Here is a 25196-nt window from a genome sequence, read left to right as displayed (position 1 = left end):
TACGGCAGGCGTTCCGCGCGCCTGCCGTACCCCTTTTTCGTGAAAGGGAGTGTTTCGTGAGGCGGGCACGCACCTGGCTCCCAGGGCTGCTCCTCGTCGCGCCGTCGATCGTGGCGATCGGCGTGTTCGTGTACGGCATGCTGGGGTGGAACTTCCAGCTGGCCATGACGGACAAGCACGACGAGGTGTCCGAGGGAAACTTCGTCGGGCTGCAGAACTTCATCGACATCTGGGACCAGCCGAGATGGCATCTCTCGGTCAACCACGCCATCGTCTTCACGATCGTGTTCGTGGTCGGCGCGCTGGTGCTGGGCTGGCTGCTGGCGTTCCTGATGGAGAAGGGGATCTGGGGCGAGGGCACGTTCCGGGCGATCTACCTGTTCCCGATGGCCGTGTCGTTCGTCGCCACCGGCATCGTGTGGCGGTGGCTGATGAACTCCGGGATGGAGGAGCGGGCGGTCGGGCTCAACCGGCTGTTCGACGCGATCGGGCTGCCGCAGTGGCAGTGGTTCCGGGACCCGGACTGGGGGATGGCCGCGATGGCGCTCCCCGCCGTCTGGCAGATGTCCGGATATGTCATGGCTTTGTTCTTGGCCGGTTTCCGGGGCGTCCCCGAGGAGCTGCGCGAGGCGGCGCGGGTCGACGGCTGCACCGAGTGGGGCGTCTACCGGCATGTCGTGCTGCCGCTGCTGCGCCCGGTCACCCTCTCGGCGCTGATCATCCTGGGGCACATCTCGCTCAAGGTGTTCGACCTGATCGTCGCCGTCTCCGGCAAGCAGATCATCACCGACGTGCCGGCGGTGTTCATGTGGGTGGCGGTCTTCGACTCCCACGACCCGGCCAAGGGCGCCACCATCGCGTCGTACATCGTGCTCAGCGTGGCCGTGTTCGTGATCCCGTACCTGATCTGGTCCGTGCGTAAGGAGAGGCGTCAATGACGGCGGTGGCAGGGCGCAAGCCCGCCTTCACCTGGGTGCGGCTCGCGGTGCTGATCGCCTTCGTGGTGATCTTCCTCATCCCGATCTACGTCCTGCTGGTCACCAGCTTCAAGCCGCTGACCGAGGCGGACCCCAGCCAGGCGTGGAGCCTCCCGCAGACCTGGACGTTCGAGGCGTGGGGGGTGGCGTGGGAGAAGCTCGCCCCCGGCATGTGGAACAGCGTCCTGCTGGCGGTGCCCGGCTCGCTGCTGTCGTGCGCGTTCGGCTCGATGAACGGCTACGTGCTGTCGAAATGGCGGTTCCCGGGCTCCGACCTGGTGTTCACGCTGTTCCTGTTCGGCATGTTCATCCCCTACCAGGGGGTCATGATCCCGCTGGTGCAGCTCCTGGTGGGGCTGAACGAGGCCACCGGACTGCAGGGCGTCTTCTACGGCGGCCTGCCGGGACTGATCCTGGCGCACGTCGTCTACGGCATCCCGATCTGCACGCTGATCTTCCGCAACTACTACGTCACCATCCCCGACGAGCTCATCGAGGCGTCCCGGGTGGACGGGGCGGGCATGTTGCGGACGTACTGGTCGGTGGTGCTGCCGGTGTCCGCGCCCGCCATCGCGGTCGTCATCATCTGGCAGTTCACCTCGCTCTGGAACGACTTCCTGTTCGCCGTCTTCCTCACCGGCCCGCAGAGCTGGCCCGCCACGGTGATGCTGAACAACATCGCCGGGGCCCAGGCCACGCCCTACAGCCAGCAGATGGCGGCGGCGATCCTGTCCTCGATCCCGACCATGCTCATCTACGTCCTGCTGGGCCGCTTCTTCATGCGCGGCCTGATGGCTGGTGCGCTGAAAGGCTGACCGCCGGGTTCGCGCAGTGCAGCAGCGGCTCGCCGCGGACATACCGCGCCACGTCGGCGGCCACGATCGTGGCCGCCTTCGCGGCCGTCTCCTTGCTCGCGCCCGCCAGGTGCGGGGTCATCACCAGATTCGGTACGGCCAGCAGCCGCGAACCCGCGGGGATCGGCTCCTCCGGGAAGACGTCCATCGCGGCGCCGAACAGGTGGCCGGAGTCCAATGCGTCACACAGGGCGTCGTAGTCCAGCAGCGCACCCCTGGCGCAGTTGACCAGGACGGATCCGGAAGGCATCGCGGCGATCTGCGCGGCGCCGATCATACCGATGGTCTCGGGCGTGGCGCGGGCGTGCAGGGAGACGAACCGGGAGCGGCGCAGCAGCTCGTCCAGCTCGACCCGGCCGGGCACGTCCACGTACGGGTCGTGGACCAGCACCTCCGCGCCGAAGCCCGCCAGCATGCGGGCCACCCGCCGGCCGATCGCGCCGTAGCCGACCAGCCCGACCGTGCTGCCCTCCAGCTCGGGGCCCACGTTGTCATAGCTGTAGTAGTCGCCCCGCCACACGCCGCCGGCCAGGTCGGCGTGCGTCTGCGGGATGCGGCGGGTGGCGGCGAGCAGCATGGCCAGCGTGTGCTCCGCCGTGGCCACCGCGTTGCGGCCGGGAGCGAACGTGACCGCCACCCCCGCCTCGGTGGCCGCCGCAAGATTGGCGTTGACCGGGCCGCCCCGGCTGACACAGAACAGCCTGAGGTCCGGGCTGGCCTTCAGCACCCGGCTGGTCAGCGGGGCCATCTGGGTCACGCACACCTCGACGCCGCGCAGCGCCTCGATCAGCTCGTCCTCCACGTCGGACGCCTCTTCGACCTCGCCCACCCGGCCGAACGGCACCATCGGCCACGGCAGCGTGAGCTCGCTGGTCTCCACCTCACCGGGAACCTCCCGCCTGAGCGCGTCGACGAGCAGGCGGTTCTGCACGAAATGGTCACCTGCGGCAAGAACTCGGGTGGTCAACGAACGGCTCCAATCGGGGAGTTGTACTGCAGCATCGCGGCCCGGTCGCCGCGCAGGCGCAGCTCGGTGATCGCGCAGTTGTCCAGCCGGGGGAACAGCCGCCGGTACTCGCCCAGCGGCACCCCGATCAGACCGCACAGCGCGATCCTGATGGCGGTGGTGTGCGCGACCACCAGCACCCGCTCGCCGGAGCCGGTGGCGATGATGTCGCGCAAGGCCGCCACGAACCGGTCCGCCGCCAGGGCCGGGTCCTCGCCGCCGGGCAGCGGGTTGGCGCCGGGGTCGGCCTCGAAGGCGGCGCGGGCTTCGGGGAAGCGCTCGCGCATCTCGGCGGCGGTGAGCCCCTCGCCCTTGCCGAAGTCCACCTCCCGCAGCCGCACGTCCACCGCGAGCTTGACGCCCGCGGCCTCCGCGCTGGCGGCGGCGGTGATCCGGGAACGGCTCAGCGTGGACGCCCACACGCCGGACAGGCCCGCAGTGGCGGCCCAGGCGGCGAGCCGCTCGGCCTGCTCGTGCCCGCGCGGGGTCAGCTCGATGTCGCTGACCCCGGCGTAGCGGTTCTCGGCGTGCCAGACGGTCTCGCCGTGGCGCACCAGCACCAGGTTCGTCATCGTGCGGTCCTCTCGCGGGCATGGGCGGCGGCTGCCGTGGGCAGCCAGCCACGATCTTCGAGTTCGGCGACGAAGCGCAGGTAGGGCTCGCGGAGGTCGGCCCCGGAGGGGTCGATGACCGCGAGCGTGCGAACCATCCCACCGCCGCTCGCCGTGGTCGTGGTGCCGGTGGTGCCGGTGGTCGTGCTCGCGGCGAGCAGCGCCATGCCCAGGGCGGGCTCGGCGTTCTCGCGCAGCGTCACGGGACGGCCGAGCACGTCCGCCCTGAGCTGGTTCCAGTACGCGCTCTTCGTCGCGCCACCGGTCAGGATGATCTCCCCGTCCACGGGTGCGCCGAGGAGGTCGAGGTAGTCGAAGCAGAGGCGCTCGACGAACGCGGCGCCGCGCAGGATCGCCACATAACGCTCCACGTCGTCGGCGGGCTCGCCGAGGGTGAACCCCTCGGCCCCGGGCGCCGCGAACGGGAACCGCTCGCCACGCGAGACCAGGGGATAGGTGATCGGCAGGAAGCCCGTGGCGCCCCTGGCGTAGCGGGTGGTGGCCTCCTGGCTGAGGGCGGCGAGGTCGCGGCCGGGGAGGTCGCGGGCCAGGACGCCGGCGCCGGTGCTCGACGCCCCGCCCGGCAGCCACGAGCCGTCGGGCGCGCGGTGGGAGTAGACGACGCCGAGCGGGTCGTGGATCAGCTCCTCGGTCACGCCCTTGAGCACCAGCGTGGTGCCGAGCACCGAGTTCCAGCTGCCCGGCCGCAGCGCGCCCGCGCCGAGCTGCGCGGCGCACCCGTCGGTGGTGCCGGCGATCACCGGCGTCCCCTCGGGCAGCCCGGTGGCCTCGGCCGCCGCTGCGCAGACCACGCCCAGCACGCTGCCCGGCCGCACGACGTCCGGCAGGATCCCGGCGGGCACCCCCAGCACGTCCAGGACGTCGTACGGCCAGCGCTCGTCGATCAGGTCGACGCCGGTCTTCAGCGCGTTGCTCAGGTCGGTCGCCACCTCCGCCCCGACCAGCCGGCGATTGACGAAGTCACTCTGATGCGCCACCCGGACCCCGGCACGGCCGCCGGTATGCTGCGCCGGCTGTGCTCCGGCTCGGGAGCCGGGGCGCTCGCGTGCCGGCGGCGCTTCGGCGCGCAGGAGCCACAGCAGCTTGGGCAGCGCCCAGTTGGGCTGCATGCGCTGGTAGCCGAGTCGCTCCCAGACGTGCGCGCCCACGACGTTGACCCGCTCCACCTCCTCGGTGGCGCGCCGGTCGTCGTACATCAGCGCCGGCGTGAGCGGGTCGCCGTGGCCGTCGGTGAGCAGGATCGTGCCGGAGGTGGCGTCCACGGCCACCCCCGCGATCCGGCTCGCGGGCACGCCGGCGAGCGCCTCGCGGGTGGCGGCGGCCAGCTCACGCCACCACTGCTCGGGGTCCTGCTCGTGCCGGGGGCCGTCGCGGTGGCTGGTCAGGGCGCGACTCGCCGCGCCGAGCACCTGCCCGCTCCCGTCGACGGCCATCGCGCGCACGCTCTGCGTGCCGAGGTCGATGCCGATCCAGACGCTCATGTACGGCTCCGCATCTCGGCCAGCAGCGGCCAGGACCGGGAGCCGGTCTCGCGCAGCGCCAGGAAGTCCTGGTAGGCCTCGGCGTAAGGGCCGGGCCCGGGGTGGACGGTCTCACGTAGCCGTACATGATCGTCGGCAGCGGCGCGGACGTTCGCGGCGGCGCCGGTGGCGACCAGGCCGACCAGGAAGGCGCCTCTGGCGCCGACCTCGCTGTCACCGGAGCGCAGCACCGGCAGCCCGGTGACGTCGGCGATGAGCCGGAGCCACAGCGCGCTGGCCGCGCCGCCGCCGCAGACCCGCAGCTCGCGCGGCGGCGGGCCGGAGGCGGCGAGGCAGTCCTGGATGACGAGGGTGAGCCCTTCCAGGACGGCGCGGGCGACGTGCTCGCGGCCGTGCTCGAAGGACATGCCGAGGAAGGCGCCCCTGGCGAGCGGGTCGGAGAACGGGGCACGCTCCCCGGCGGGGGAGAAGTACGGCTGGAAGGCCAGGCCGCGCGCGCCGGGCTCGCTCTGCGCGGCCAGGACGCTCAGCTCGGCCGGGTCGGTCAGGCCGAGCAGGCGGCAGGCCCACTGAACGACCTCGGTGCCGGCGAAGGTGGGGAAGGCGCGCAGGTGGCCGCCCGGCAGCGCGATCGTGATGCCGACCGGGTCGCCGTCCAGGTCGGGCCGCTCGACCAGGCTCTCCACGCAGAGGGTGGTGCCGAGGATGGCGCACGCCTGGCCGGTGCGCACCGCGCCGGAGCCGAGCGCGGTGGCGGCGATGTCGTACGGCGCCATCACCACGGGGGTGCCTGCGGGCAGGCCGAGCAGCGTGGCCGCGTCCGGGGTCAGTCCGGCCACCCGGTGCGCGTCGTCGCGCACCTCGGGCAGCAGCCGGGCGGCCCAGTCAAGGCCGAACAGCGCCAGCAACTCGGGGGAGTAGCGGCGGGAGCGCAGGTCCATGAAGGGGGCCGAGGCGTCGGACTCGTCGGCGGCGAGCTCGCCGGTCAGCCGGGAGAAGATCCATCCTCCGCAGGTGAGGTTGGCCGCCGAGCGCTCCAGCCGGGCCGGGTCGTGCTCCTTCAGCCAGGTCAGGATGGCATGCGGCAGCCCGGAGGCCGCCGAGGAGCCGTTGGTCCTGAAGGCGCGCTCGGCCAGCCCGGACCGATTCCAGGCGTCGACCGTGGCCGCCGCCCTGCCGTCGTTCCACAGGATGGCCGGGCCCGTCGGCTCACCGGCGGCGTCGACCAGCCAGCAGCCGTCGCCCTGCGCGGTCACCGCGACGAAGTCGACCGAACCGTCGATCTTGCTGCGGAGCTCGGCGGCGACGCCGCGCACCGTGCGGACGACCGCGTCCCAGACCGCGCCCATGTCCTGCTCGGCCTGGCCGGGCGCGGGCCGGGACACACTGGTCCGGTGCCGGACCACGGCGGTCTCGGCGCCGGAGTCGGCATAGCCGACGGCCTTGATCACCGTGGTGCCGGCGTCGACGCAGATGGCCGCCATCAGGCCCTGCCGTGTGAGGTCCTCGACCGGCGTGAGACGGAGTCGACGACCACCGCCAGCAGCAGGACGGCCCCGGTGACCATGAACCTGATGGACGAGTCGAGGTTCAGCAGCGTCAGGCCGCTGGAGATCGACTGGATGACGATGATGCCGAGCAGCGCCCCGAACGCCGTGCCGCGCCCGCCGAACAGGCTCGTCCCGCCGATCACGGCGGCGGCGATGGCGTTGAGGTTGACGTCGCCGCCGCCGCTGCTCTGGTTGGCGGCGGCCAGCCGGGCCGCGGCCAGGATGCCGCCCACCGCCGCGAAGGTGGAGCAGAGCACGAACACGGAGGTGAAGACGGCTTTCACGTTGATGCCGGCCCGGCGGGCCGCCTCCACGTTGCCGCCGACCGCGTAGACCGACCTGCCCCACTTCGTCCGCGACAGCAGGTAGTGCATGATCAGGACGAGGGCCACGAAGAAGACGAACATCCAGCCGACGCCGCGCGTCTGGCCGAGGTACCAGACCAGGAAGGCCAGCGCCACCAGCAGCGCCGCGCTGCGCAGCACGAGCGCGGACAGGCTCATGGACGACAGTCCCGCCTTGCGGCGCTCCCTGGCGTGCAGCCATCCGCTGGCGAACAGCCCACCGGCCGCGAGCACGGCGAAGGTGTACGAGAGCCAGGCCGGCACGAAGGCGAGCTGGGCGAAGTTCACCAGGCCCGAGTCGAACGGCAGGTTGATCGAGCCCTTGGTGCCGAGCACGTAGAGCTGCAGCCCCAGGAAGCCGAGCAGCCCGGCGAGCGTGATGACGAAGCTCGGCACCCCGAACCGGTTGAACAACTGGGCGTACACCCAGCCGATCACCGCGCCCAGGACGACGGCGGCCAGGATGGCCACCCAGACGGGCAGCCCCTCGCTGACGAAGAGCACCGCCAGCGCCGCCCCCGACAGGCCGCTGACCGAGCCGACCGACAGGTCGATCTCGCCGACGAGCAGCACGCAGACGATGCCCAGCGCGATCACGCCGACGGCGGCCGACTCCAGGGTGAGGTTCACCAGGTTCGCGCTGGACAGGAAGATCGGGTTGAGGATCTGCAGCACGGTCCAGATGACGACGAGGCCGACCACGACCGGGATCACGCCGAGGTCGCCCGCACGGGCCCGGTCGACCACGTCGGTGAGCGCGCCGCGCAGGCCCCCGCCGCTGCGCAGCCGCTCGTCCTGGCGGTCGGTGGTCATCGTGCTGTTCACGAGGGCGATCCTTCCTTCTGGTCTTTCCCCCGGCGCGCCACCCGCCGCGTCACCGCGTTGTCGGTGGCGCCGGTGATCGCGGCGATGATGTCCTCCGAGCTGACGTCCTCGACGTCGAACACCCCGTTGTTACGGCCCAGCCTGAGCACCACCACCGTGTCGGCCACGGCCTTCACGTCCACCATGTTGTGGCTGATCATGATGACGCCGTGGCCGTTCTCGCGGAGCCGCTCGATCAGGTTGAGCACCTCGGCGGTCTGGGCGACGCCCAGGGCGGCGGTGGGCTCGTCCAGGATGATGATCTTCGGGTCGCCGAGCAGCGACCGGGCGATCGCCACCGTCTGCCGCTGGCCGCCGGACAGGGCCGCCACCGGCACCCTGACGCTGGGGATCTTCGCCGAGAGCTGGCGGAGCAGCTCCCACGAACGGGTCTCCATGGCCACGTCGTTCAGCCTGAGCGGGCGGATCTCCTGGCCCAGGAACAGGTTCTGGATGACGTTGAGGTTCTCGCACAGCGCGAGGTCCTGGAAGACGGTGGCGATGCCCAGCTTGTGGGCCGCCGCCGGAGTGGGGATCTGCACCGCCTGCCCAGCGAACGTGATCGTGCCCGTGTCCGGCGGGTGCACCCCCGAAAGGATCTTCACCAGCGTGGACTTGCCCGCGCCGTTGTCGCCGACGATGGCCACGACCTGGCTCGCGGCCACGTCGAGGGAGATGTCGGTCAGTGCGGCGACCGCTCCGAAGGTCTTGCTGATCCCGCGCAGGGACAGGACGCTGTCCGTCTGCTGAGTGGGCGACACGGAACTCCCCCTACTTGATGCCGAGCTCGGCGCAGCCGTCGGCGTACTCGGCGGTGCAGACGTCGGCGGCCTTCATGATGCCGCTGTCGAACAGCACTTCCTTGATGTTCTCCTTGGTCACCACCGTGGGGACGAACAGCTCCGACGGGGTGTCGAAGAGCGTGTCCTTGCCCGCGGGCTTCTGGCCCTGCATGAACTGGTAGGCGACGTCGGCCGCGGCCTCGGCCACGATCTTGATCGGCTTGGAGATGGTGTTGTACTGGTCGCCCTTGATGATGCGCTGGGCGGCGGCCACCTCGGCGTCGTTGCCGGTGACCGGCGGCACCTTCTTGCCCGCGGCCTTGAAGGCGGAGATCGTGCCGCCGCCGGTGCCGTCGTTGGCCGCGACCACGCCCACGATGTCGTCGCCGAACTGGGTGATCTGGCCGCTGACCCAGGACTGCGCCTTGGCCGGCTCCCAGTCGGGGGTGTCGTACTCGGCCAGCAGCTTGAAGCCGCTGGGGTCGATCGCGCTGTGGATGCCCTTCTTGATCAGGCCGGCCGCGGCGTCCGTCGGCGAGCCGTTCACCTGGAGGAGGCCGCCCTCGGCCTTCTCCTCCTTGAGGTGGTCGACGAGCGACTGGCCGATCATCGCGCCGATCTTCTCGTTGTCGAAGGAGATGTAGTAGTCGGCCGGCTTGGCGGGGATGGGTCGGTCGTAGGCGATCACCGGGACCTGCTGCGCCTGCGCGGTCTGCACGATGGTGGCCGCCGCCGCGGAGTCGACCGGGTCGATCACGATGGCCTTGACGCCCTGCGCGAGCGCGGAGTTCGCCTGCTGCTGCTGCTTGGCGGCGTCGGAGTCGGCGTTCTGGTAGATGACCGAGCAGCTCGGGCAGAGCTGCTTCATCTTGGCCTCGAAGAGCGGCTTGTCCTGCAGCTCGTACCTGGTCGAGGCGAGGTCGGGCATGAGGAAGGCCACCTTGGCGTTCTCCACGGCCGCGCCGCTGCCGGTGGGCGCGGCCGCGTCACCGCCGGTGGAGTCGGAGCCGCATGCGGCCAGCGCCGAGGTCGCCAGGACCGCCACTGCGGCGAACGCGGAGGTCCGCATCTTGGTTCTGTTCACGGGATCTTTCCTCACTCGCTTCGTCCTCACGGACGATCCATTGCGTCGCGTTCCCCCGAGTGCGACCCGGGACGCCCCTCACAGCAGGTCACGTCCTGTGATGCACTTCACGCTAGCGCGATGGCGGAACATTTGTCCAGCACGGATGTTCACACTGTTGGCATGGAGATGGTCCCGAGTTAACCCGAAGGGGGTTGCTCAGCGGGCCGCCACGAGGAGGCTCTCGGCCGTCAGCGCGTCGGTGACCAGATGGTTGAAGTAGCCGCCCTTGGCCCCGGCGATGATCGACAGGACCTTCTCCGCCCCGACCGCCACGGCGATCGAGCACGGGATCCGCCGCAGCTCCTCCAGCCCGGTCGCGACCAGGCGCTCGCTGCCCGGATAGCCCACCGGCTCACCGTCGCGGTCGTAGAAGCGGGAGCACACGTCGCCCACGGCCTGGCGCAGGCTCGGCGCGTCGCGCGGCACGAACGCGGGCACCACCTGCCGCATCAGCGGCGGCGAGCCGACGCCCACGATCGCGCACTTGGCCTGCGCCCACAGGTCCATCACCCGGCGCACCGACGGCTCGTGCTGCAGCGAGTAGAACAGCTCGGGCCCCGGCAGCGCAGGCGCGTAGAGGTAGCTGGGCACGCCGCCGAGCCGCTCGGCCAGCAGCCGGGTGGCCTCGTTGGTCTGGAACCAGGGCTGCGGATCCTGCTGGCCGCCCACGGCCGGGGCGATCGTCACGCCGGGGAAGTGGCCGAGCCCCTCGCGCGCGCACTCGTACACCGTGCTGCCCGACGACACCAGCACCACGTCGCCCGACTCCAGCCCCGCCCCGGCCAGCGCCTTGGCCAGGCCCGGGGCGAGCAGCGGGCCCAGCGCCGGGCCGCTGACCTTGGGCACCAGGTAGACACGCTTCAGCGACAGGGCCTCGGCGACCTCGCCGGCCAGCGGGCCCTCGGCCAGCGCGGCGGGCCGGTGCACCCGGATCTCGACGATGCCCTGCCTGCGAGCCTCGGTCAGCAGCCTGCTCACGGTCGCCCTGCTCACGCCGAGCCGTTGGGCGATGTCGGCCTGGGTGGCGTCCTGGAGGTAGTACTGCGACGCCGCCGCGTACATCAGCTCCTGGGGGAAGCGGGCTTCCTGGGTGATGTCAGCGGCATTCATGCGCGCGCTCCCTGGCTATGAACGATTGTGCTGAACGGATGCGCAACGACTATACCTTCGTGCTCTCCGAGTGAAGGGTAGCGATTTCGTACATCGTCCTTGCCGCCGACCCTGGCCGCATCCTCGCCGCATCCTCGTCCGCCGGTCGGTCACGCGAGGGAGCCGGCCACCAGGGCGTCGCCCAGCGGGGTGCGCGCGTACAGCACGCTACGTCCGGTGCGGGTGCCGCTGATCAGGCCCGCGCCGCGCAGCGCCGCCACGTGGCCGCCGGTGCCGCCGAGGCTCTGGCCGAGCAGCGCGGCCAGGTGCGTGGTGGTGGCGGGGGTGGCCAGCTCGGTGAGGACGCGGGCGCGCGAGCGCCCGAGGAGCGTGGCCAGCCCCGCGCCGGCCCCCGGCGGCTCCGCGGCGATGCCGCGCGCCGGATAGAGCAGCGCGTACGGCCACGCCTCCTCCAGGTAGGCGCCGACACTGGCGGTGAACACCGACGGCAGGAAGAGCAGCCCTTTGCCGCCGAGGCGGTGCCTCTCGTCACGCTGGCCCATCATGATCGCGATGTGCCCGTCCTCATGCCAGCGGACCTGCGAGCTGAGATCGTCGAGCGCCGCTCCCCAACCGGCGGTGACCAGCCGCCCGGCACGCTGCACCACGTCGCGCTCCAGGATCGCGTGGAAACGCGGCCAGCTCTCGGCGAGGATCCGCGTCCAGAGCGCTTCGAAGGCGTCGGCGATCAGCCGCACCACGTCCGGCCCGAACAGCAGCTCCCTGACCTCGGTGGGCACGGGAGGCCTGGCCGCCAGCACCGCCGAGATCTCCCGGTGCGCCACGGCGAGCGGGGTCGCGCGCATCGCGGCCAGCTCCACCTCGAACGGCACGCTCGTCCCCGACGGCGGAGGCGCGATGAAGTCCACGTTCGCGCTGCCCATGTTGCCGGAGATCACCGCGGTCGCGCGCAGCGCGGGGTGCCTGCGCGCCAGCTCTTCGTACGGCCCGCGCCGGCGCTCCACCCACCGCCGGTGCACGCCGGCCGCGGTCCGGCCCTCCAGTACCCACTGCGCGTGCATGGTCTCGATCAGCGGGGAGATGGCGAACCTGCTGGCCGCCACGTCCTGCGGGGTGACCTCGATCCTGAACACCACCTTTCGGTTATATCCGAAAGCTTCGCCCGGCGGCACCTGCCGCCCGCAGCATCGGATGCGTCCCTTCCACCGACGTGAGGAGAATCGTGTCCACAGAGCGCGGCGCCACCTACGGTGAGGTGTTCGCCGTCCGGGAGTTCCGGGTGCTGTTCGGTAGCTTCGCGCTGCTCGTCTCCGGCGACTCCATCAAGATGCTGGCGCTGTCGGTGCTGGTGTACGCCCAGACGGGGTCACCCGGACTGTCGGCCGCCGCCTACATGGCCGGCTGGCTGCCCTACATCGCCGGCGGGATGTTCCTGCTGTCGCTGGCCGACCGGCTGCCGCCCCGGGCCGTCATGATCGTGGGCGAGCTGGTCAGGATGGTGGTGTGCCTGCTGCTCGCCTTCGCCGGGCTGCCGGTCTGGGCGATGCTGGCGCTGGTGCTGGTCACCGGGCTGTTCTCGCCGGTGTTCGGCGCCGCGCGCAGCGCGCTGCTGCCCGACGTGCTGCCGGGGGACGCGTTCGTGCTGGGCCGCTCGCTCCTGGGCGTCACCTCGGCCGGCGCACAGGTCGCCGGCCTGGCCGTCGGCGGCGCCTTCCTGGCCGTCGCCGGCCCGCACGGCGCCCTCGCGGTGACCGCGGGGCTGTCGGCGTTCGGGGCGATCCTCCTCCGGTACGGCCTCCCGTACCGGCCTGCCCGCCAGGGAAGAGTGAGCGGGTCCCGTACGAGCGAGGTGGGCGGGGAAGGGGCGGTGCGGGCCACGTTGCGGGTCAATCGGCTGTTGCTGGCCGATCGGCGGGTGCGCGGGCTGCTGCTCGCCTCCTGGCTGCCGCCGCTGTGCCTGGCCGGAGCGGAGGCGATGATCGTGCCCTACCTGGGCGGTCAGGGGCAGGCGGGGGTCGTGCTCGCGGCGGCCGCGTGCGGGATGGCGGTCGGTGAGTTCGCCGTCGGCAGGTTCGCGGCCCCGGCGCTGCGCGAACGGCTGTCGCTGCCGCTGGCGGCGCTGCTCGGGATCCCGTGGCTGGGCTTCCTGGCCGCGCCCGGTGTCGGCTGGGCCGCGGTGCTCGCGGCCACGGCGGCGGCGGGGCTGGCCTACCAACTCGGCCTGCAGCGGCGCTTCGTGGACGCGGTGCCGGAGGAGGTGCGCGGGCAGGCGTTCGGCCTGCTGTCCACCGGCCTGATGACCGGGCAGGCCATCGGGGCGGCGCTGGTGGGCGTGCTCGGCGAGCTGTTCTCCCCGCGGCTCGCGATCGTCGCCGCGGGTGGCGCGGCCGTCCTGATGGCGCTCGCCCTGTCCAGAGCCCTGCGCCCCGAAGCCCTGCCGACCCCTGCCCCGGCTTCCAACGTCCCCTCGGCCGGATAGCTCTCCCAGTGGCCCCTCAAACCGGAAGTTCGCCCGAGCCCCGGGTGATCAGGCGCACCGGGAGCAGCGGATGCTCCGACGGTCCCGTGTCACCGTGCATGCGGCGGAACAGCAGCTCGGCCGCCACCCGGCCCATCTCCGCCGGATCCTGGGCCACCACCGTCACGCCGGGCACGAGCAGGTCCGCCAGCTCGAAGTCGTCGAACCCGACCAGCGCCGGCAGCCGGCCTGCCAGCGCCCGCAGCACGGTGACCGTGAGCCTGCCGTTGCCGGTGAACAGCGCGGTGGGCGGCGCGTCGAGGGCCAGCATGCGCTCGACGTCGGCGCGTACGCCCGCCGGCGACGGCGTCCGCATGGCGACGAGGCGCTCGTCGAACAGGTGCCCCATGGCGGTGCGGAAGCCGTGCAGCCGCCGGGCGGCGGTGAAGATGGACGGCTCGTCGCCGAGGAAGGCGATCCGGGTGTGCCCGTGCGCGAGCAGGTGGCGGGCCGCCATGCCCGCCCCGCCGGCGTTGTCGGTGAGCACGGTGTCGACGTCCAGGCCGGGCCCCGGCGGCCGGTCCACGAACACCGCCGGCGTGCCGGCTTCGAGCTCGGGCCGCAGGTAGGAGTGGTCGGCGCCGGCCGGCACCACGATCAGCCCGCCCACCCGCCGGGCGCAGAAGGCCCCCACCAGCTCACGCTCCCGGGCGGGATCCTCGCTGGACGAGCCGCTCAGCAGCAGGCAGCCGTACCCGGTGGTGATGTCCTCGACCGCGCGGCTCAGCACGGCGTAGAACGGGTCGGCGGAGTCCTCGATGACCAGTCCGACGGTCGCGGTACGGCCTCTGCGCAGCACGCTGGCACTCTCGTTGCGGCTGTAGCCGAGCAGTTGGATGGCCTCGCGCACGCGTTCGGCGGTGCCGGGGTGGACGCCCGGCTCGCCGTTCACCACCCGGGACACCGTCTTGAGCGCCACGCCCGCCGCCGAGGCGACGTCCTTCATCGTCGGTCTCACTCCTGGATCCTTCCTTACCCGCCCACCGCAGACAACGTTGTCAAGGGCCTGTGCCAGAGTAAGTCGCTATGGCGTGGAGATCCGCACTGCTCATGGCCGGTTTCGTGCTGGCCGCCCTCAACCTGCGCCCGGCGATCGCGGGCCTCTCGCCGCTGCTCGACGAGATCATGAGAGACGTCGGTCTCACGCCCGGGGCCGGCGGCGCCATCACCACCGTCATGATCGTCTGCCTGGGGGTGTTCGGTCCGCTCGCCCCGCTCCTGGCCAGGCGGATCGGGCTGGACCGCACCCTGCTGCTCGGGCTGCTCGTTCTCGCCGCCGGCATCGCACTGCGCAGCCTGGACGGGCCGCTCATGCTGTACGCGGGCGCCGCCGTCGCGGCCACGGCCATCGCGGTGATGAACGTCATCATGCCCGGCGTGGTCAAGCAGCACTTCCCGGCCCGGGTGAACCTGATGACCGGCGTCTACGTCTCAGCCATCGTGGGCGGGGCCGCCATCGCGTCGGGCGCGCTCATCCCGATGGAGCGGCTCACCGGGCTCGACTGGCGGGGCGTCTCGGCGCTGCTGGCCGCGCCCGCGCTGGCCGCCGCGCTGCTCTGGCTGCCGCAGGCGTTCCGCCGGCACACCAGCCCGCCGCGCGACGGGCCCAGCGCGTTCGGCCTGCTGCTGCGCAGCAGGGTGACCTGGTACGTGACCGCGTTCATGGGCCTTCAGTCGTTCACCTTCTACGTCATGCTCGCCTGGCTGCCGACGATCTTCCTGGAGGCGGGCATCCCGGCCGACCAGGCCGGCTATCTGCTGAGCGTGACCACCGTCGTCCAGGTGGGCGCCACGCTCGTGGTGCCGATCCTGGCGGGCCGGCGACGCTCGCAGGTGTCGTACGTGTACCTCTCGTCGGTGCTGACCGCCGCGGGCTACCTGGGCGTGCTGCTGGCTCCGGCCACGCTGCCGTGGCTGTGGATGATCGTGCTGGGGGTCGGGCAGGGGGCCTCGTTCGCGCTGGCGTTGCTGATCATCGCGCTGCGCCCGGCGAATCCGGGGCTGGTCACGGCGCTGTCCGCGATGGCCCAGTCGGTGGGTTATCTGCTCGCCGCGCTGGGGCCGGTGCTGTTCGGGCTGCTGCGGGAGGTATCCGGCGGATGGTGGGCGCCGCTGGCGTTCGGGGTGGTCGTGGTGGGGGTGCAGACGGTCGCTGGCTGGTTCGCCGGGCGCCCTGCTACCTTAGGTAAGCCTTACCTGTAGATGGAGGAACGCGGCGTGCTGACCGAGCTGCTCGAGCGTTTGGCCGCCGAGCGCGGTGGTGTCCTCGGTGTCGAGCCGAAGCTGGTCATCGACCCGGACGACAGCTGGACACCCGTCTCGGAGCTCGTGCGGGAGCCGTACACACTGCTCGGAGAGCTGGTGGACGTGACCGCCACCCGCTGGAACGCGCCACGGCACGTCGGCGCGGCGCTGCTGTGGAAGACCTTCTCCTACTGGCACACGATGCCGCTGGCGCTCGGCTGGGCGCTGGACGGGCGCATCCCGGTCATGCGGCTGGCCGACACCTGGTTCAAGCAGTCGGAGGCCGGGGTGACGATCGCGGCCACGGACGTCACGTGGGCCTCCGGCACGAAGGCGATCGGGGACGTGCTCGCCGAGGCGCAGGCGCCTCTGATCAAGGTGCTTAGCGGGATGGCCAAGGTGGGGGAGCGGACCCTGTGGGGCTCGACCGCCGAGGCGTTCGCGCACCCCCTGACCCAGATCATGCCGGGCGACTACATGGCGCTGCTCCAGCAGGTCGGCAAGCCCGTCGACGGGCTGGTCGAGCCCGCCGACGACGCCTACTTCCGCAGGACCTGCTGCCTGTGGGTCACCCTGCCGGACGCGGAGGCCTGCGGAAGCTGCTGCGTGCTCAGGCCACGGCGCTCCCCGACTCCGTGAGCGTCGCCGTGGCGGCGTTGTCCATGGGCCTCAGCTCGTCGGCGTAGCTCACCGAGACGCGGCGCATGACGCCGGTGTTGTCGATGGAGTACTGGCCGAGCCGCCACAGCGGCGGTGAGTAGGCGTGGATGGAGACGCTGTGCTCCACCGCGCCGGTGAGCCGGTGGATGTGGTCGGGGCCGAAGGAGAACGACTGTCCCTCGCTGACCACGGTCTCCAGGTGCTCGCCGCCGATGCGCGGGTTGCACTCCAGCAGTGCCCCGCTGACGACGTGCACCGCGCCGGAGGACAGGTCGTGGTCGTGCCAGCCGGTGTCGTCCTCGGGCCGCCAGCACAGCAGCCACACGTCGATGTAGGCGTCCCGGTGGAGGGAGGCGTAGTGCCTGCCCCCGTCCGCGGGGAAGTTCACCTGGTCCTGCCATCGGGCGGGGTCGGCCGCCAGACGGTTCACCAGCGCGCGCAGCTCACGCCGGTCGAGCGTGCGTTCGGGGAGTGCGGGGCTCCCATCCTGGCTGCCGTGCTGCTCGTTCACGGACGAGTCTCCTTCCTGCCGAGTAGGCGACGTGGGTTGGTGACGCGGATGGCATGGGCGGCGGCCTGGCCGAGGCCGGGGTCGGGGGCGGTGGCATAAGGGGCGTCGGAGCCGTTGACGACTACGTCGACGCCGAGCTCGCGGACGATGGCGTCGATCGCCCGGGGGCCGTAGGAGGAGGTCTCCACGTAGCAGCCGGGATCGACCTCGCCCCGGCCGCCGCCGCCTCTGGACATGAGCCGCTCGGAGTGCAGCGGGGCCAGGCCGGCCAGCAGGGCGAAGCAGACGCGCAGTCGCGGGTGCCTGGGCCTGACGGCGACGTGGAAGTGGTGCCACGCCTGGTGCAACTGCTGGACGTACGGGACCACGGCAGGCCACCAGGGCGGCGCGCCCGGGGGCGTGGCGCACGGGCCGGGATGCACGAACAGCGGCAGGTCCCGGTCGGTGAGCACCTCCAGCAGCCGGTCGTCGAACGCCGCCGTCGCGGGTTGCTGCAGCCCGGCGAAGCCCCGGTCCAGGTCCTTGGCGAGCCGTTCGGGATCGGGCTCGCTGTGGCAGGTGGCGGCCCAGGCGCCGAACGGCTCGGGCAGCGCCAGCGCGCCGTCGTGGTAGGCGTCGATCAGCGGCCAGGCCTCGCCGGGCGGCAGCGACTCGATGCCGAGCGGGCTGGAGAGGGAGACCAGCGCCAGCTCCAGGCCCGTGGTGTCGCGGTGCTCGTGGGCCGCGGGGTCGACCTGGTAGGGAGGTTCGCCGTCGAGGAGCAGCGTCCAGCCGTCGAGGCGGGGCGGGGAGGTGCGGCGGCGCAGGGCGTCGACGAACGCGTCGGTCCACAGGTGCTGGTGCACGTCGATGCTCATGATCACGCCTTCCCCTATTTCCTACCTACTTTATAGGTAAACCCTTCGGTCCCGGAATCGGTCGGGTGAACCGGTTCACTGATACGGTTCAGTGAAGCGCTTCACAAGGAGGATTGTCAACGTCGTGCATCAAGTGGCCGTCCTCGCACTTCACCCGCCCTGGCTGTCGGTGTCAGCGAATAAGGTTGCGGAATGGCTCGCAAGAGAGCGACGATCCGGGAAGTGGCCCAGGCGACCGGCCTGTCACCGGCCGCCGTCTCCTACGCGCTGCGTGGTCTGCAGGTCTCCGAGGAGACGATGGAGCGGGTCCGCGCGGCGGCCGCCGAGCTGGGTTACGAAGCCGACCCCATCGCCAGGGCCCTGGCCAGCGGCCGCACCGGCATGATCGGCCTGCTCTGCGGCTCGCTGGAGGACCTCTGGCAGCAGTCGCTCGCCGTCGGCATCAGCCGTGGCCTGCGGGAGAAGGACCGCTACGCGCTCATCCTCGACGCCGTCGGCGACCCCGCCCGCGAGCAGGCCCTCGCCCAGCAGCTCCGCGACCAGCGCGTCGACGGCATGATCGTGCAGCCGATCGACCCCGCCGCGCCCTTCTGGGCACAGCTGTGCGAGTCGCTGCCGGTGGTCGCGATCGGCGACTCCCTGGCCGGCACCGCCGGTGAGGTCATCTTCGACAACCGGCGCGGCGTCACCCTCGCCCTGGAGCACCTGCGGGCGCTCGGCCACCGCCGCATCGGCGTCCTCACCTCCACCCGCGCCAGCACTCCCGACCGCCCGGCCGACGTGCACGTCACGGCCGAGGGCGAGCGGCTCGGCCTGGACCTCCGGGTCGCCACCGCCCAGCACGGCCTGGCCGCCGCCACCCAGGCGGCCCACGACCTGCTCGCCGAGGACCGGCCGAGCGCCGTCTTCTGCTTCGCCGACTCGATCGCCTACGGCGTCTACGCCGCCGCCGGCGAGCTGGGGCTGTCCATCCCCGGCGACATCTCGGTCATGGGCTACGACGCCCACCCCATGTCCGGCCTTCTCACACCGGGCCTGTCCACCGTCGACTGGAACATCGACGGCATCGTCCGGGCGGCCGTCCGCCTGATGGCCGCCGCCGCCGACGGAGGCGCCCGCCGCCGCCGGGTCGTCCAGCAGCCCACCCTCCGCCAACGAAGCTCCGTCGCCGACCTGACAGGCCTTTAGCGGCCGTGCAGGGCCTGGCGGGCTGTTTCCAGGTCGGTGGTGAGGGGGGTGTCTGGTTTCGGGCCGTGCAGGGCGCGGGCGGCGGCGGTGTGTTCGCAGGCCAGGACGATCTCCAGCGGCTCCACGCAGCGCAGGGCGTGGCGGGCCGCCTGGGTGGCGAAGCCCGCGTGATCTTCCGCGCCCAGGGAGATGACCGCCGTGCCCGTGGTGACCGGGGTGGCGAGGTGGCGCAGCTCCGCCAGGGCGTCCTGGGCCACGTACTCCAGGATGAGCGCCCCCGAGCCGCCGGGCCGGTCGGCGAGGAACGGCAGCAGGCCGGTGAACTCGGGGTTCATCAGCGTCGCCAGGCGGGCCGTGCTGAGCTGCGCCACCTGGACGAGCGCGGCGCGCAGCGTGTCCAGGGTCAGGGCCACGGGGGCGGCGTGGAAGTTGCCGTTGTGCCAGGCGAGCGAGCCGGCGATGAGCGGGTTCTCCGACGCCGAGTTGAGGTCCGTCTCGATCACCGTCTCGGCGCGGTCCAGCGCGTCCATGGCCGCGCCGTGCACCTGGGCGAAGGCGCGGTAGCCGTACGGGTCCTGGACGCGGGGGCTCGGGCCCTGGGGGAGCAGGGCGCGCAGCCGGGCGGCCACGACCGCCTGCCCGGGATGGGGGCGCGCCTCCTGCACGGCGGCCGCCAGCGGCTCGGCCGAGGCGTCCACGGCGGTGAAGGAGCGCGCGGCCCCGTCGACGGCCGCTTCGAGCAGCAGGCGCAGCCGGTGGCAGGCGAGCGCCGCGTCGCCCAGCGTGGCGGCGCCCGAGCTGATGAACGGCAGCGCATCGCCGTCCCCCAGCGCGTATCGGGGAGGGGAAGTGGTGCCGTGAGCAGGGACGGGCGAGGAAGTGCCGGTGGTGGGGTGATGTTGCCAGTCGAGCTCGCCGAGCAGGCACAGGCCGGTGGTGGCCAGGGCGGTCAGGTCGCCGGTGCCGATGGCGCCGTAGGTGCGCACCGGCGGGGTGAAGCCGTCGTTGATGGCCTGCGCCAGCACCGGCAGCACGCCGGGGTCGACGCCCGAGCCGCCCACCAGGAGCTGGTTGAGCCGCACGACCAGCATCGCCCTGGCCCGTTCGGGCGCGACCAGCGGCCCGGCGCCGCACGCGTGGCTGCGCAGCAGGGCCCGCCCGCCCTGCTCGACCGGGACGCCCTTGTTGGCGCCCACTCCGGTGCCGCGCCCGTACACGACACCGGTGAGCCGCTGGGCGGCGGCCCACGCGGCGCGGGCCCGGTCCGTGCCGGAGATCGTGACCCGGGCCTGGCCGTGGGCGACCGCGTGCACCCGTGAGCAGGTCAGCCCGGCGCCGCCGATGTCCACAGGGGTGTCAGTCGCCGTCGGGGATGAACAGGCTGAGCAGCCAGCTGACCACGCTGATGATGATCGCGCCCAGGACGGCGCTGGGCCAGAAGTCGTCGACGTGGAACGGGATGTCGAACTGCCCGGAGATCCAGCTGGTCAGCAGCAGCATGCCCGCGTTGATGACCAGCAGGAACAGCCCCAGGGTGAGCACGATGAGCGCACAGCCCAGGGCTTTGACGATGGGCCGGACGATGGCGTTGACGAGGCCGAAGATCAACGTCACGATCAGCAGCGTCCCCCAGTATTCGGGGGAGTAGGCCTTCGTGGTGATGTCGATGCCGTCGAGAAGCTGGATGGCGACCCAGAGAGCGGCAGCAGCCGCCAGGGTGCTGATGATGAATCTCACGCTGGATGATCCTCCCACGGTGACAGGCACTCCGACCCTACGTGCCGGCCGATCACTTTGCGTTGTCCTGGAGTGGACCCGTGTTTCGGACGGCTCTCGCGGGATAGGTCGGTCGGGAGGGAGAGGAGCGAGATGGACGCCACTGGTCTCGAGTCGCTGTCGGCGAGCGAACTGCACGATCGCGCCGTGCGCTACGCCGTGCACCACGGGGATCTCGGGTTCCTGTGGAACCTGCTGAAGGTGATCCCGGCGGCCGAGGCCGCGACGGGCAGGGAGACGACCGCCGACCTCAGCCGCGTCTCGGCGCTGCTCAGCGACGCCATCGCCGCCGGTGAGGGAGACCTGGGCGAGGCACTGCGGCCGGTCTATCTCGACTATCTCCGCAAGCACCCCGACGCCTAGCCGTACGGTCAGGCCCGTTCGGTCAGGCCCGCTGCCTGAGCCGGACGCTCGCCGTCCTGACCTGCGTGCCGGGCACGGCCAGCCGGGACAGGGCGCCGCGTACGTACCTGGTGAAGTGGCGTGGGCCGGCCAGCACCACCTCGCGGTCGGCGATGTCGGGCACCTCGCGCCTCAGCCCGGAGGCGCTCAGCCGCTCCTTGGCCCTGGGGTCGTGCTCCTGACCGACGACCAGCACCAGACCGTACCTGTCCTGAAGCTCGCGCAACTCGTCGGTGATCCGCTCGGTGCGGTAGACCGCGACGGTGCTCTGGCCGCGCTCGGCACGGTCGGCCAGCAGGGTGCGCAGCGTCCCCGGGTCCAGGTCGGTGGCGATGAGCAGCGTGCCCCTGGTCCCGGCGGCGCCGCCGTGGCTCCAGACCGCCATCACCGACGCCACGCCGTACACCAGCAGGGCGGTGAGGGTCACCGGCGAGGGGGAGGCCGCGCTGAGGTGGTACGCGACGAGCAGCGTGCCCGCCAGATAGGCGGCGAGCCGCAGGCGTCGCCCGGCCCGCGCGGACCGCAGGCGGTCGGCGGACCTGACGACGATCAGGCCGAGCGCGACCAGCAGCGCCGCGCCGGCGTAGGCGGCGGGCTGCCACGCCTGGCCGTAGCCGGGCTGGACGGCGCCGAACTCGGCGACCGCGACACCGCACCAGAAGAGAACCGGACCCTTGGATCTCGCCTCGCTAGCCATGTATCGAACCATGCGCGCCGAACATGAGAGCTGTCTGAGTAAGGTCTAAAACATGGCTAACGTGCGTGTGGAGCGGACCGACGACGGCGGATTTCGGGCGACGAACGACCGTGGCGCGGAGGTGCGCCTGGGCAGCAACGCGGAGGACGGTGTCTTCACACCGGTGGAGTTGCTGCTGGCCGCCGTGGGCGGGTGCAACATCGTGACCGTGGAGCCGTTGACGGCCAAGCGCGGCCACCGGCTCGTCCGGCTCGCGATGACGGTGGGCGCGGACAAGGTCGAGTCCAACCGGCTGGGCCCGGTGACCGTGACCTACGACGTCGAACTGCCCGCCAAGGAGGCCGACGAGGTCTTCCGCGCCGTGGCGGAGCGGGTGCACGAGAAGTACTGCACGGTCAGCCGCTCGCTCGCGGAGGGCACGGAGGTTCGGATGGAGATTCCCTAGCCGCTCAGACCGGGCGAATCGCTGACAATCCTTGGCGCTCCGTGCACGGATATTCGACCGCGTTATGACGCGGTCGTTGCATACGGCTCGGTAGTGTCGAAGCAGGTCGGAAGCACTATGACCGGCCGTAAGACCTACACCGGAGCGGACGCGGAGGGGGACCGCGGTCTGCCAGTGCGGGACCGCTGTCGCTTTTGGGGGAAAGCGATGGCCTGGACCGCCGTCGGGATCGGGGTCGGGCAGATTTTGGGGGACTGCCCGACCCCGATCTCTTTTTCGTACACTCGCCTCGTATCGTACGGTCACGTGACCAAAGTCCTCATCGATTGCGATCCGGGCATCGACGACGCCATGGCGCTCGCCCTCGCCGCCGGCGCCACCGGCCTCGACCTCGTCGCCATCACCACCGTCGGCGGCAACGTCGACCTCTCCCTGACCACGGCCAACGCGCTGGCGCTCAGGGAGTTCCTCGGTCTCGGCGACGTCCCGGTCACTCCTGGCAGCGCCGGCGCCCTCATGCACCGGACCGTCCGCGCCGGTGACGTCCACGGCGACACCGGTCTCGGCGGGGCCGTCCTGCCGCCGCCGCTGCTCGCGGTGGCCGAGGGGCACGCGGTGGACTGCATCATCGACACCCTGCGGGCCGCGCCCGGCGAGGTCACGCTGGTGGCGATCGGGCCGCTCACCAACCTCGCCCTGGCCGTACGGCGCGAGCCGCGCGTCGTGGAGTGGGCCCGCGACCTGGTCATCATGGGCGGCTCCTTCACCCGCGGCAACCACAACCCCGCCGCCGAGTTCAACATCCTGGCCGACCCCGAGGCGGCCGCGATCGTCTTCGCGGCCGGCTGGACGGTGAAGATGCTCGGCCTGGACGTGACCCTGACCGCGATGGTCACCACCGCCGAGCTGGACCGGATGCGGCCCCTCGGGCGGCTGGCCGAGCTGCTGGTGCCCGCCGCGCAGTTCTACGGCGAGGTGACCGAGCACCGCGGGCCGGCCATCCACGACGCCTGCGCGGTGGCGTACGTGCTGGACCCGTCCCTGGTCACGATGGTGCCCGCGGTGGTGAACGTGGAGACCATCGGGGAGTTCACCAGGGGCATGACGGTGGTGGACTTCCAGTTGCGCGAGCGTCGGCCGAACGCCCTGGTGGCCACCGCGCTGAACGTGTCCCGGTTCTGGGACGTGGTGCTGGAGGCGTACGGAAGGCTGGCGGCGCGGCTCGGTGACTGAGGCCCGCGACGGTGTGCGGACAGTGCGCGGCGGCTGATACAGTTACCCGTGTTGCAGGCGCCGCTAGCTCAGATGGTTAGAGCAGCTGACTCTTAATCAGCGGGTCCGGGGTTCGAGTCCCTGGCGGCGCACTCCGGAGCACAGACTAGGCATCTTCCACCTCGTGGAAGGTGCCTTTAGTCGTTTCAGGAGGTGAGGGCGAGTCTTTGCCGGTGTCGCACAGCCGCTTGGGGGCAGCGGGGGAACAGGACACCGGAGGAGAGGAACAGTGACATGACTGACGTTTCCGGCCAGGGGTCTGGGCCTGGCGACCCGCGTGAGGTGCTGACCAACCGGCAGGGGCACCCGGTCTACGACAATCAGAACCAGCGGACCGTGGGCGCACGAGGTCCGGCGACGCTGGAGAACTACCAGTTCCTGGAGAAGATCAGTCACTTCGACCGTGAGCGCATCCCCGAGCGGGTGGTGCACGCCAGGGGGACGACGGCCTACGGCTTCTTCGAGGCGTACGGGACGATCGGCGACGAGCCGGTCAGCCGGTTCACCCGGGCCAAGTTGTTCCAGGAGGCGGGCAAGCGGACCGAGGTGGCGGTGCGCTTCTCCACCGTGATCGGGGGGCGGGACTCGGCGGAGACCGCGCGGGACCCCCGGGGGTTCGCGGTCAAGTTCTACACCGAGGACGGCAACTGGGACCTGGTGGGCAACAACCTGGCGGTCTTCTTCATCAGGGACGCGATCAAGTTCCCGGACGTGATCCACGCGCTCAAGCCGGACCCGGTCACGTTCAGGCAGGAGCCGAACCGGATCTTCGACTTCATGTCGCAGACGCCGGAGTGCATGCACATGCTCGTCAACCTGTTCAGCCCGCGCGGGATCCCCGCCGACTACCGGCACATGCAGGGCTTCGGGGTGAACACCTACAAGTGGGTCAACCAGCAGGGCGAGACGGTTCTGGTCAAGTACCACTGGATGCCCAAGCAGGGCGTGCGGAGCATGACCGCGGCCGACGCGGCCGTGATCCAGGGGCAGGAGCTGGGGCACGCCACCAAGGATCTGCGCGACGCCATCGAGCGCGGCGAGTATCCCGAGTGGGAGCTGCTCGTGCAGATGATGAGCGACGAGGAGCATCCCGAGCTGGACTTCGACCCGCTCGACGACACCAAGGTGTGGCCGGAGAACGAGTTCCCGGCCAGGCCGGTGGGGCGGATGGTGCTCGACCGGGCGCTGGGCAACAACTTCGCCGAGAACGAGCAGATCTCGTTCGGCACCGGCGTGCTGGTCGACGGGCTGGACTTCTCCGACGACAAGATGCTGGTCGGCCGGACCTTCTCCTACAGCGACACGCAGCGCTACCGGGTCGGCCCCAACTACCTGCAGCTTCCCGTCAACCAGGCGAAGAACGCGGCGATCAGGACCAACCAGCGTGATGGCCAGATGACGTACTTCGTCGACTCGGCAGGGGAGTCGCCGCACATCAACTACGAGCCGTCGCTGCTCGGCGGGCTGCGCGAGGGAGAGTATCCGACGGTGGACGAGGAGGGACCGGTCATCACCGGGCGGCTCACCCGCAAGCGGATCCCCAGGACCAACGACTACGCGCAGGCCGGCCAGCGCTATCTGCTGATGGAGCCGTGGGAGCGGGACGACCTGGTGCACAACTTCGTCACCATGCTCAAGCAGTGTGACCGGCGGGTCGCCGAGCGCATGGTCTGGCATCTGCTGCTCGTGGAGGACGAGCTGGGGCTGCGCGTCGGCGAGGGGATCGGCATCACGCCCGACGACGTCAGCGGCCTGGAGCCGCTCGCCAGTCAGGATCTGACCGACGAGGACCGGGACCGGCTGGCCAAGCTGGGCGCGAACGGGCAGCGGGACGTGCACGGGTTGCGGATGACCCACTGCGTGCCGAACGAGCGGGCGGCGCACGCCGACCGGGCGTGAG

Annotated in this window: 25 protein-coding genes and 1 tRNA gene; 11 read left to right on the top strand and 15 right to left on the bottom strand. The window is 71.5% G+C overall.

Going from position 1 to position 25196, the window contains the following annotated elements:
• The first annotated feature begins 56 nt into the window (after window positions 1-56).
• The gene (locus ACTMTF_RS22290; RefSeq protein ID WP_397004841.1) at window positions 57-938 is read left to right on the top strand and encodes a carbohydrate ABC transporter permease; all 882 of its coding nucleotides are present in this window, start codon (window positions 57-59) and stop codon (window positions 936-938) included.
• Window positions 935-1792: a carbohydrate ABC transporter permease gene (locus ACTMTF_RS22285; RefSeq protein ID WP_441112424.1), complete on the top strand. Its 858-nt coding sequence runs from the start codon at window positions 935-937 to the stop codon at window positions 1790-1792. The genes ACTMTF_RS22290 and ACTMTF_RS22285 overlap by 4 nt, the downstream gene beginning before the upstream one ends.
• Here the strand turns inward: ACTMTF_RS22285 and ACTMTF_RS22280 are convergent.
• The 9 genes from ACTMTF_RS22280 to ACTMTF_RS22240 form a co-directional block, all read right to left on the bottom strand.
• Complete coding sequence (locus ACTMTF_RS22280; protein WP_441112423.1) at window positions 1755-2798, bottom strand: 2-hydroxyacid dehydrogenase; 1044 nt, start codon at window positions 2796-2798, stop codon at window positions 1755-1757. The genes ACTMTF_RS22285 and ACTMTF_RS22280 overlap by 38 nt on opposite strands.
• Complete coding sequence (locus ACTMTF_RS22275) at window positions 2795-3409, bottom strand: histidine phosphatase family protein (RefSeq protein ID WP_397004835.1); 615 nt, start codon at window positions 3407-3409, stop codon at window positions 2795-2797. Before ACTMTF_RS22275 ends, ACTMTF_RS22280 begins: the two co-directional genes overlap by 4 nt.
• Window positions 3406-4950 (bottom strand): FGGY-family carbohydrate kinase, encoded by a 1545-nt coding sequence (locus ACTMTF_RS22270; protein WP_441112422.1) that lies wholly within the window; start codon window positions 4948-4950, stop codon window positions 3406-3408. The genes ACTMTF_RS22275 and ACTMTF_RS22270 overlap by 4 nt, the downstream gene beginning before the upstream one ends.
• The gene (locus tag ACTMTF_RS22265) at window positions 4947-6434 is read right to left on the bottom strand and encodes an FGGY family carbohydrate kinase (protein WP_441112421.1); all 1488 of its coding nucleotides are present in this window, start codon (window positions 6432-6434) and stop codon (window positions 4947-4949) included. Before ACTMTF_RS22265 ends, ACTMTF_RS22270 begins: the two co-directional genes overlap by 4 nt.
• A complete protein-coding gene (locus tag ACTMTF_RS22260; protein ID WP_441112420.1) occupies window positions 6434-7669 on the bottom strand; it encodes a sugar ABC transporter permease in 1236 nt (411 codons plus the stop codon). Before ACTMTF_RS22260 ends, ACTMTF_RS22265 begins: the two co-directional genes overlap by 1 nt.
• Window positions 7666-8469, bottom strand: coding sequence for an ATP-binding cassette domain-containing protein (locus tag ACTMTF_RS22255; RefSeq protein WP_397004827.1), 804 nt, complete (start codon window positions 8467-8469; stop codon window positions 7666-7668). The genes ACTMTF_RS22260 and ACTMTF_RS22255 overlap by 4 nt, the downstream gene beginning before the upstream one ends.
• A 10-nt stretch (window positions 8470-8479) precedes the next feature.
• Window positions 8480-9574, bottom strand: coding sequence for an ABC transporter substrate-binding protein (locus ACTMTF_RS22250; RefSeq protein ID WP_441112419.1), 1095 nt, complete (start codon window positions 9572-9574; stop codon window positions 8480-8482).
• Between the two features lie 198 nt (window positions 9575-9772).
• Window positions 9773-10726, bottom strand: coding sequence for a sugar-binding transcriptional regulator (locus ACTMTF_RS22245; protein WP_441112418.1), 954 nt, complete (start codon window positions 10724-10726; stop codon window positions 9773-9775).
• Between the two features lie 149 nt (window positions 10727-10875).
• A complete protein-coding gene (locus ACTMTF_RS22240) occupies window positions 10876-11862 on the bottom strand; it encodes a DUF5937 family protein (RefSeq protein ID WP_441112417.1) in 987 nt (328 codons plus the stop codon).
• Window positions 11863-11948: 86 nt separating this feature from the next.
• Here ACTMTF_RS22240 and ACTMTF_RS22235 point away from each other — a divergent pair, with 86 nt between their 5' ends.
• Window positions 11949-13205: an MFS transporter gene (locus ACTMTF_RS22235; RefSeq protein ID WP_441112416.1), complete on the top strand. Its 1257-nt coding sequence runs from the start codon at window positions 11949-11951 to the stop codon at window positions 13203-13205.
• Between the two features lie 16 nt (window positions 13206-13221).
• Here the strand turns inward: ACTMTF_RS22235 and ACTMTF_RS22230 are convergent, their stop codons facing one another.
• Complete coding sequence (locus ACTMTF_RS22230) at window positions 13222-14202, bottom strand: LacI family DNA-binding transcriptional regulator (RefSeq protein ID WP_441112415.1); 981 nt, start codon at window positions 14200-14202, stop codon at window positions 13222-13224.
• 68 nt (window positions 14203-14270) lie between these two features.
• On the opposite strand from ACTMTF_RS22230, the gene ACTMTF_RS22225 reads away from it, so the two are divergent.
• A complete protein-coding gene (locus ACTMTF_RS22225; RefSeq protein WP_441112414.1) occupies window positions 14271-15446 on the top strand; it encodes a CynX/NimT family MFS transporter in 1176 nt (391 codons plus the stop codon).
• Window positions 15447-16127, top strand: a complete 681-nt coding sequence (locus ACTMTF_RS22220) for a hypothetical protein (RefSeq protein WP_441112413.1) — start codon at window positions 15447-15449, stop codon at window positions 16125-16127.
• Here the strand turns inward: ACTMTF_RS22220 and ACTMTF_RS22215 are convergent.
• Window positions 16099-16659, bottom strand: coding sequence for a cysteine dioxygenase (locus ACTMTF_RS22215; RefSeq protein WP_441112412.1), 561 nt, complete (start codon window positions 16657-16659; stop codon window positions 16099-16101). The two genes, ACTMTF_RS22220 and ACTMTF_RS22215, sit on opposite strands and share 29 nt — an antisense overlap.
• Window positions 16656-17516 carry an amidohydrolase family protein gene (locus ACTMTF_RS22210; protein WP_441112411.1) on the bottom strand — a complete coding sequence of 287 codons (861 nt, stop codon included), beginning with the start codon at window positions 17514-17516 and terminating at the stop codon, window positions 16656-16658. Before ACTMTF_RS22210 ends, ACTMTF_RS22215 begins: the two co-directional genes overlap by 4 nt.
• Window positions 17517-17708: 192 nt before the next feature.
• Between ACTMTF_RS22210 and ACTMTF_RS22205 the strand changes: the two genes are divergently transcribed.
• Window positions 17709-18704 carry a LacI family DNA-binding transcriptional regulator gene (locus tag ACTMTF_RS22205; RefSeq protein ID WP_441112410.1) on the top strand — a complete coding sequence of 332 codons (996 nt, stop codon included), beginning with the start codon at window positions 17709-17711 and terminating at the stop codon, window positions 18702-18704.
• Here ACTMTF_RS22205 and ACTMTF_RS22200 read toward each other — a convergent pair.
• Entirely contained in the window at window positions 18701-20053 is a 1353-nt protein-coding gene (locus tag ACTMTF_RS22200) for an aromatic amino acid ammonia-lyase (protein WP_441112409.1), read from the bottom strand. The genes ACTMTF_RS22205 and ACTMTF_RS22200 overlap by 4 nt on opposite strands.
• 7 nt (window positions 20054-20060) lie before the next feature.
• Window positions 20061-20441 (bottom strand): phage holin family protein, encoded by a 381-nt coding sequence (locus tag ACTMTF_RS22195; protein ID WP_441112408.1) that lies wholly within the window; start codon window positions 20439-20441, stop codon window positions 20061-20063.
• 132 nt (window positions 20442-20573) lie between these two features.
• On the opposite strand from ACTMTF_RS22195, the gene ACTMTF_RS22190 reads away from it, so the two are divergent.
• The gene (locus ACTMTF_RS22190; protein ID WP_397004801.1) at window positions 20574-20843 is read left to right on the top strand and encodes a hypothetical protein; all 270 of its coding nucleotides are present in this window, start codon (window positions 20574-20576) and stop codon (window positions 20841-20843) included.
• A gap of 22 nt (window positions 20844-20865) precedes the next feature.
• Here the strand turns inward: ACTMTF_RS22190 and ACTMTF_RS22185 are convergent, their stop codons facing one another.
• Window positions 20866-21579 carry a hypothetical protein gene (locus tag ACTMTF_RS22185; protein WP_441112407.1) on the bottom strand — a complete coding sequence of 238 codons (714 nt, stop codon included), beginning with the start codon at window positions 21577-21579 and terminating at the stop codon, window positions 20866-20868.
• Window positions 21580-21631: 52 nt separating this feature from the next.
• Here ACTMTF_RS22185 and ACTMTF_RS22180 point away from each other — a divergent pair, with 52 nt between their 5' ends.
• From ACTMTF_RS22180 to ACTMTF_RS22165, 4 genes are all read left to right on the top strand, one after another.
• Window positions 21632-22024, top strand: a complete 393-nt coding sequence (locus tag ACTMTF_RS22180) for an OsmC family protein (RefSeq protein WP_397004797.1) — start codon at window positions 21632-21634, stop codon at window positions 22022-22024.
• 306 nt (window positions 22025-22330) lie between these two features.
• The gene (locus ACTMTF_RS22175) at window positions 22331-23257 is read left to right on the top strand and encodes a nucleoside hydrolase (RefSeq protein ID WP_441112406.1); all 927 of its coding nucleotides are present in this window, start codon (window positions 22331-22333) and stop codon (window positions 23255-23257) included.
• Between the two features lie 57 nt (window positions 23258-23314).
• Window positions 23315-23388: transfer RNA gene (locus ACTMTF_RS22170), tRNA-Lys, on the top strand.
• Between the two features lie 142 nt (window positions 23389-23530).
• On the top strand, window positions 23531-25195 hold the full coding sequence (locus ACTMTF_RS22165; protein ID WP_441112405.1) for a catalase: 1665 nt from the start codon (window positions 23531-23533) through the stop codon (window positions 25193-25195).
• Window position 25196 lies beyond the last annotated feature (1 nt).

The sequence above is a fragment of the Nonomuraea sp. ZG12 genome (assembly GCF_052068115.1).
Lineage (GTDB): Bacteria > Actinomycetota > Actinomycetes > Streptosporangiales > Streptosporangiaceae > Nonomuraea.
The sequence above is the reverse complement of the archived record's forward strand: the minus strand, read 5'-3'. Positions and strand labels throughout refer to the sequence as shown.

Excerpts from the sequence above, each read along its gene's own strand:
- ACTMTF_RS22165 (WP_441112405.1), top strand. The coding sequence starts at position 23,531 with ATGACTGACGTTTCCGGCCAGGGGTCTGGGCCTGGCGACCCGCGTGAG.
- ACTMTF_RS22270 (WP_441112422.1), bottom strand. The coding sequence starts at position 4,950 with ATGAGCGTCTGGATCGGCATCGACCTCGGCACGCAGAGCGTGCGCGCG.
- ACTMTF_RS22205 (WP_441112410.1), top strand. The coding sequence starts at position 17,709 with ATGGCTCGCAAGAGAGCGACGATCCGGGAAGTGGCCCAGGCGACCGGC.
- ACTMTF_RS22225 (WP_441112414.1), top strand. The coding sequence starts at position 14,271 with ATGGCGTGGAGATCCGCACTGCTCATGGCCGGTTTCGTGCTGGCCGCC.
- ACTMTF_RS22210 (WP_441112411.1), bottom strand. The coding sequence starts at position 17,516 with ATGAGCATCGACGTGCACCAGCACCTGTGGACCGACGCGTTCGTCGAC.
- ACTMTF_RS22185 (WP_441112407.1), bottom strand. The coding sequence starts at position 21,579 with ATGGCTAGCGAGGCGAGATCCAAGGGTCCGGTTCTCTTCTGGTGCGGT.
- ACTMTF_RS22245 (WP_441112418.1), bottom strand. The coding sequence starts at position 10,726 with ATGAATGCCGCTGACATCACCCAGGAAGCCCGCTTCCCCCAGGAGCTG.
- ACTMTF_RS22220 (WP_441112413.1), top strand. The coding sequence starts at position 15,447 with ATGGAGGAACGCGGCGTGCTGACCGAGCTGCTCGAGCGTTTGGCCGCC.
- ACTMTF_RS22180 (WP_397004797.1), top strand. The coding sequence starts at position 21,632 with ATGGCTAACGTGCGTGTGGAGCGGACCGACGACGGCGGATTTCGGGCG.
- ACTMTF_RS22275 (WP_397004835.1), bottom strand. The coding sequence starts at position 3,409 with ATGACGAACCTGGTGCTGGTGCGCCACGGCGAGACCGTCTGGCACGCC.
- ACTMTF_RS22285 (WP_441112424.1), top strand. The coding sequence starts at position 935 with ATGACGGCGGTGGCAGGGCGCAAGCCCGCCTTCACCTGGGTGCGGCTC.
- ACTMTF_RS22265 (WP_441112421.1), bottom strand. The coding sequence starts at position 6,434 with ATGGCGGCCATCTGCGTCGACGCCGGCACCACGGTGATCAAGGCCGTC.
- ACTMTF_RS22190 (WP_397004801.1), top strand. The coding sequence starts at position 20,574 with ATGGACGCCACTGGTCTCGAGTCGCTGTCGGCGAGCGAACTGCACGAT.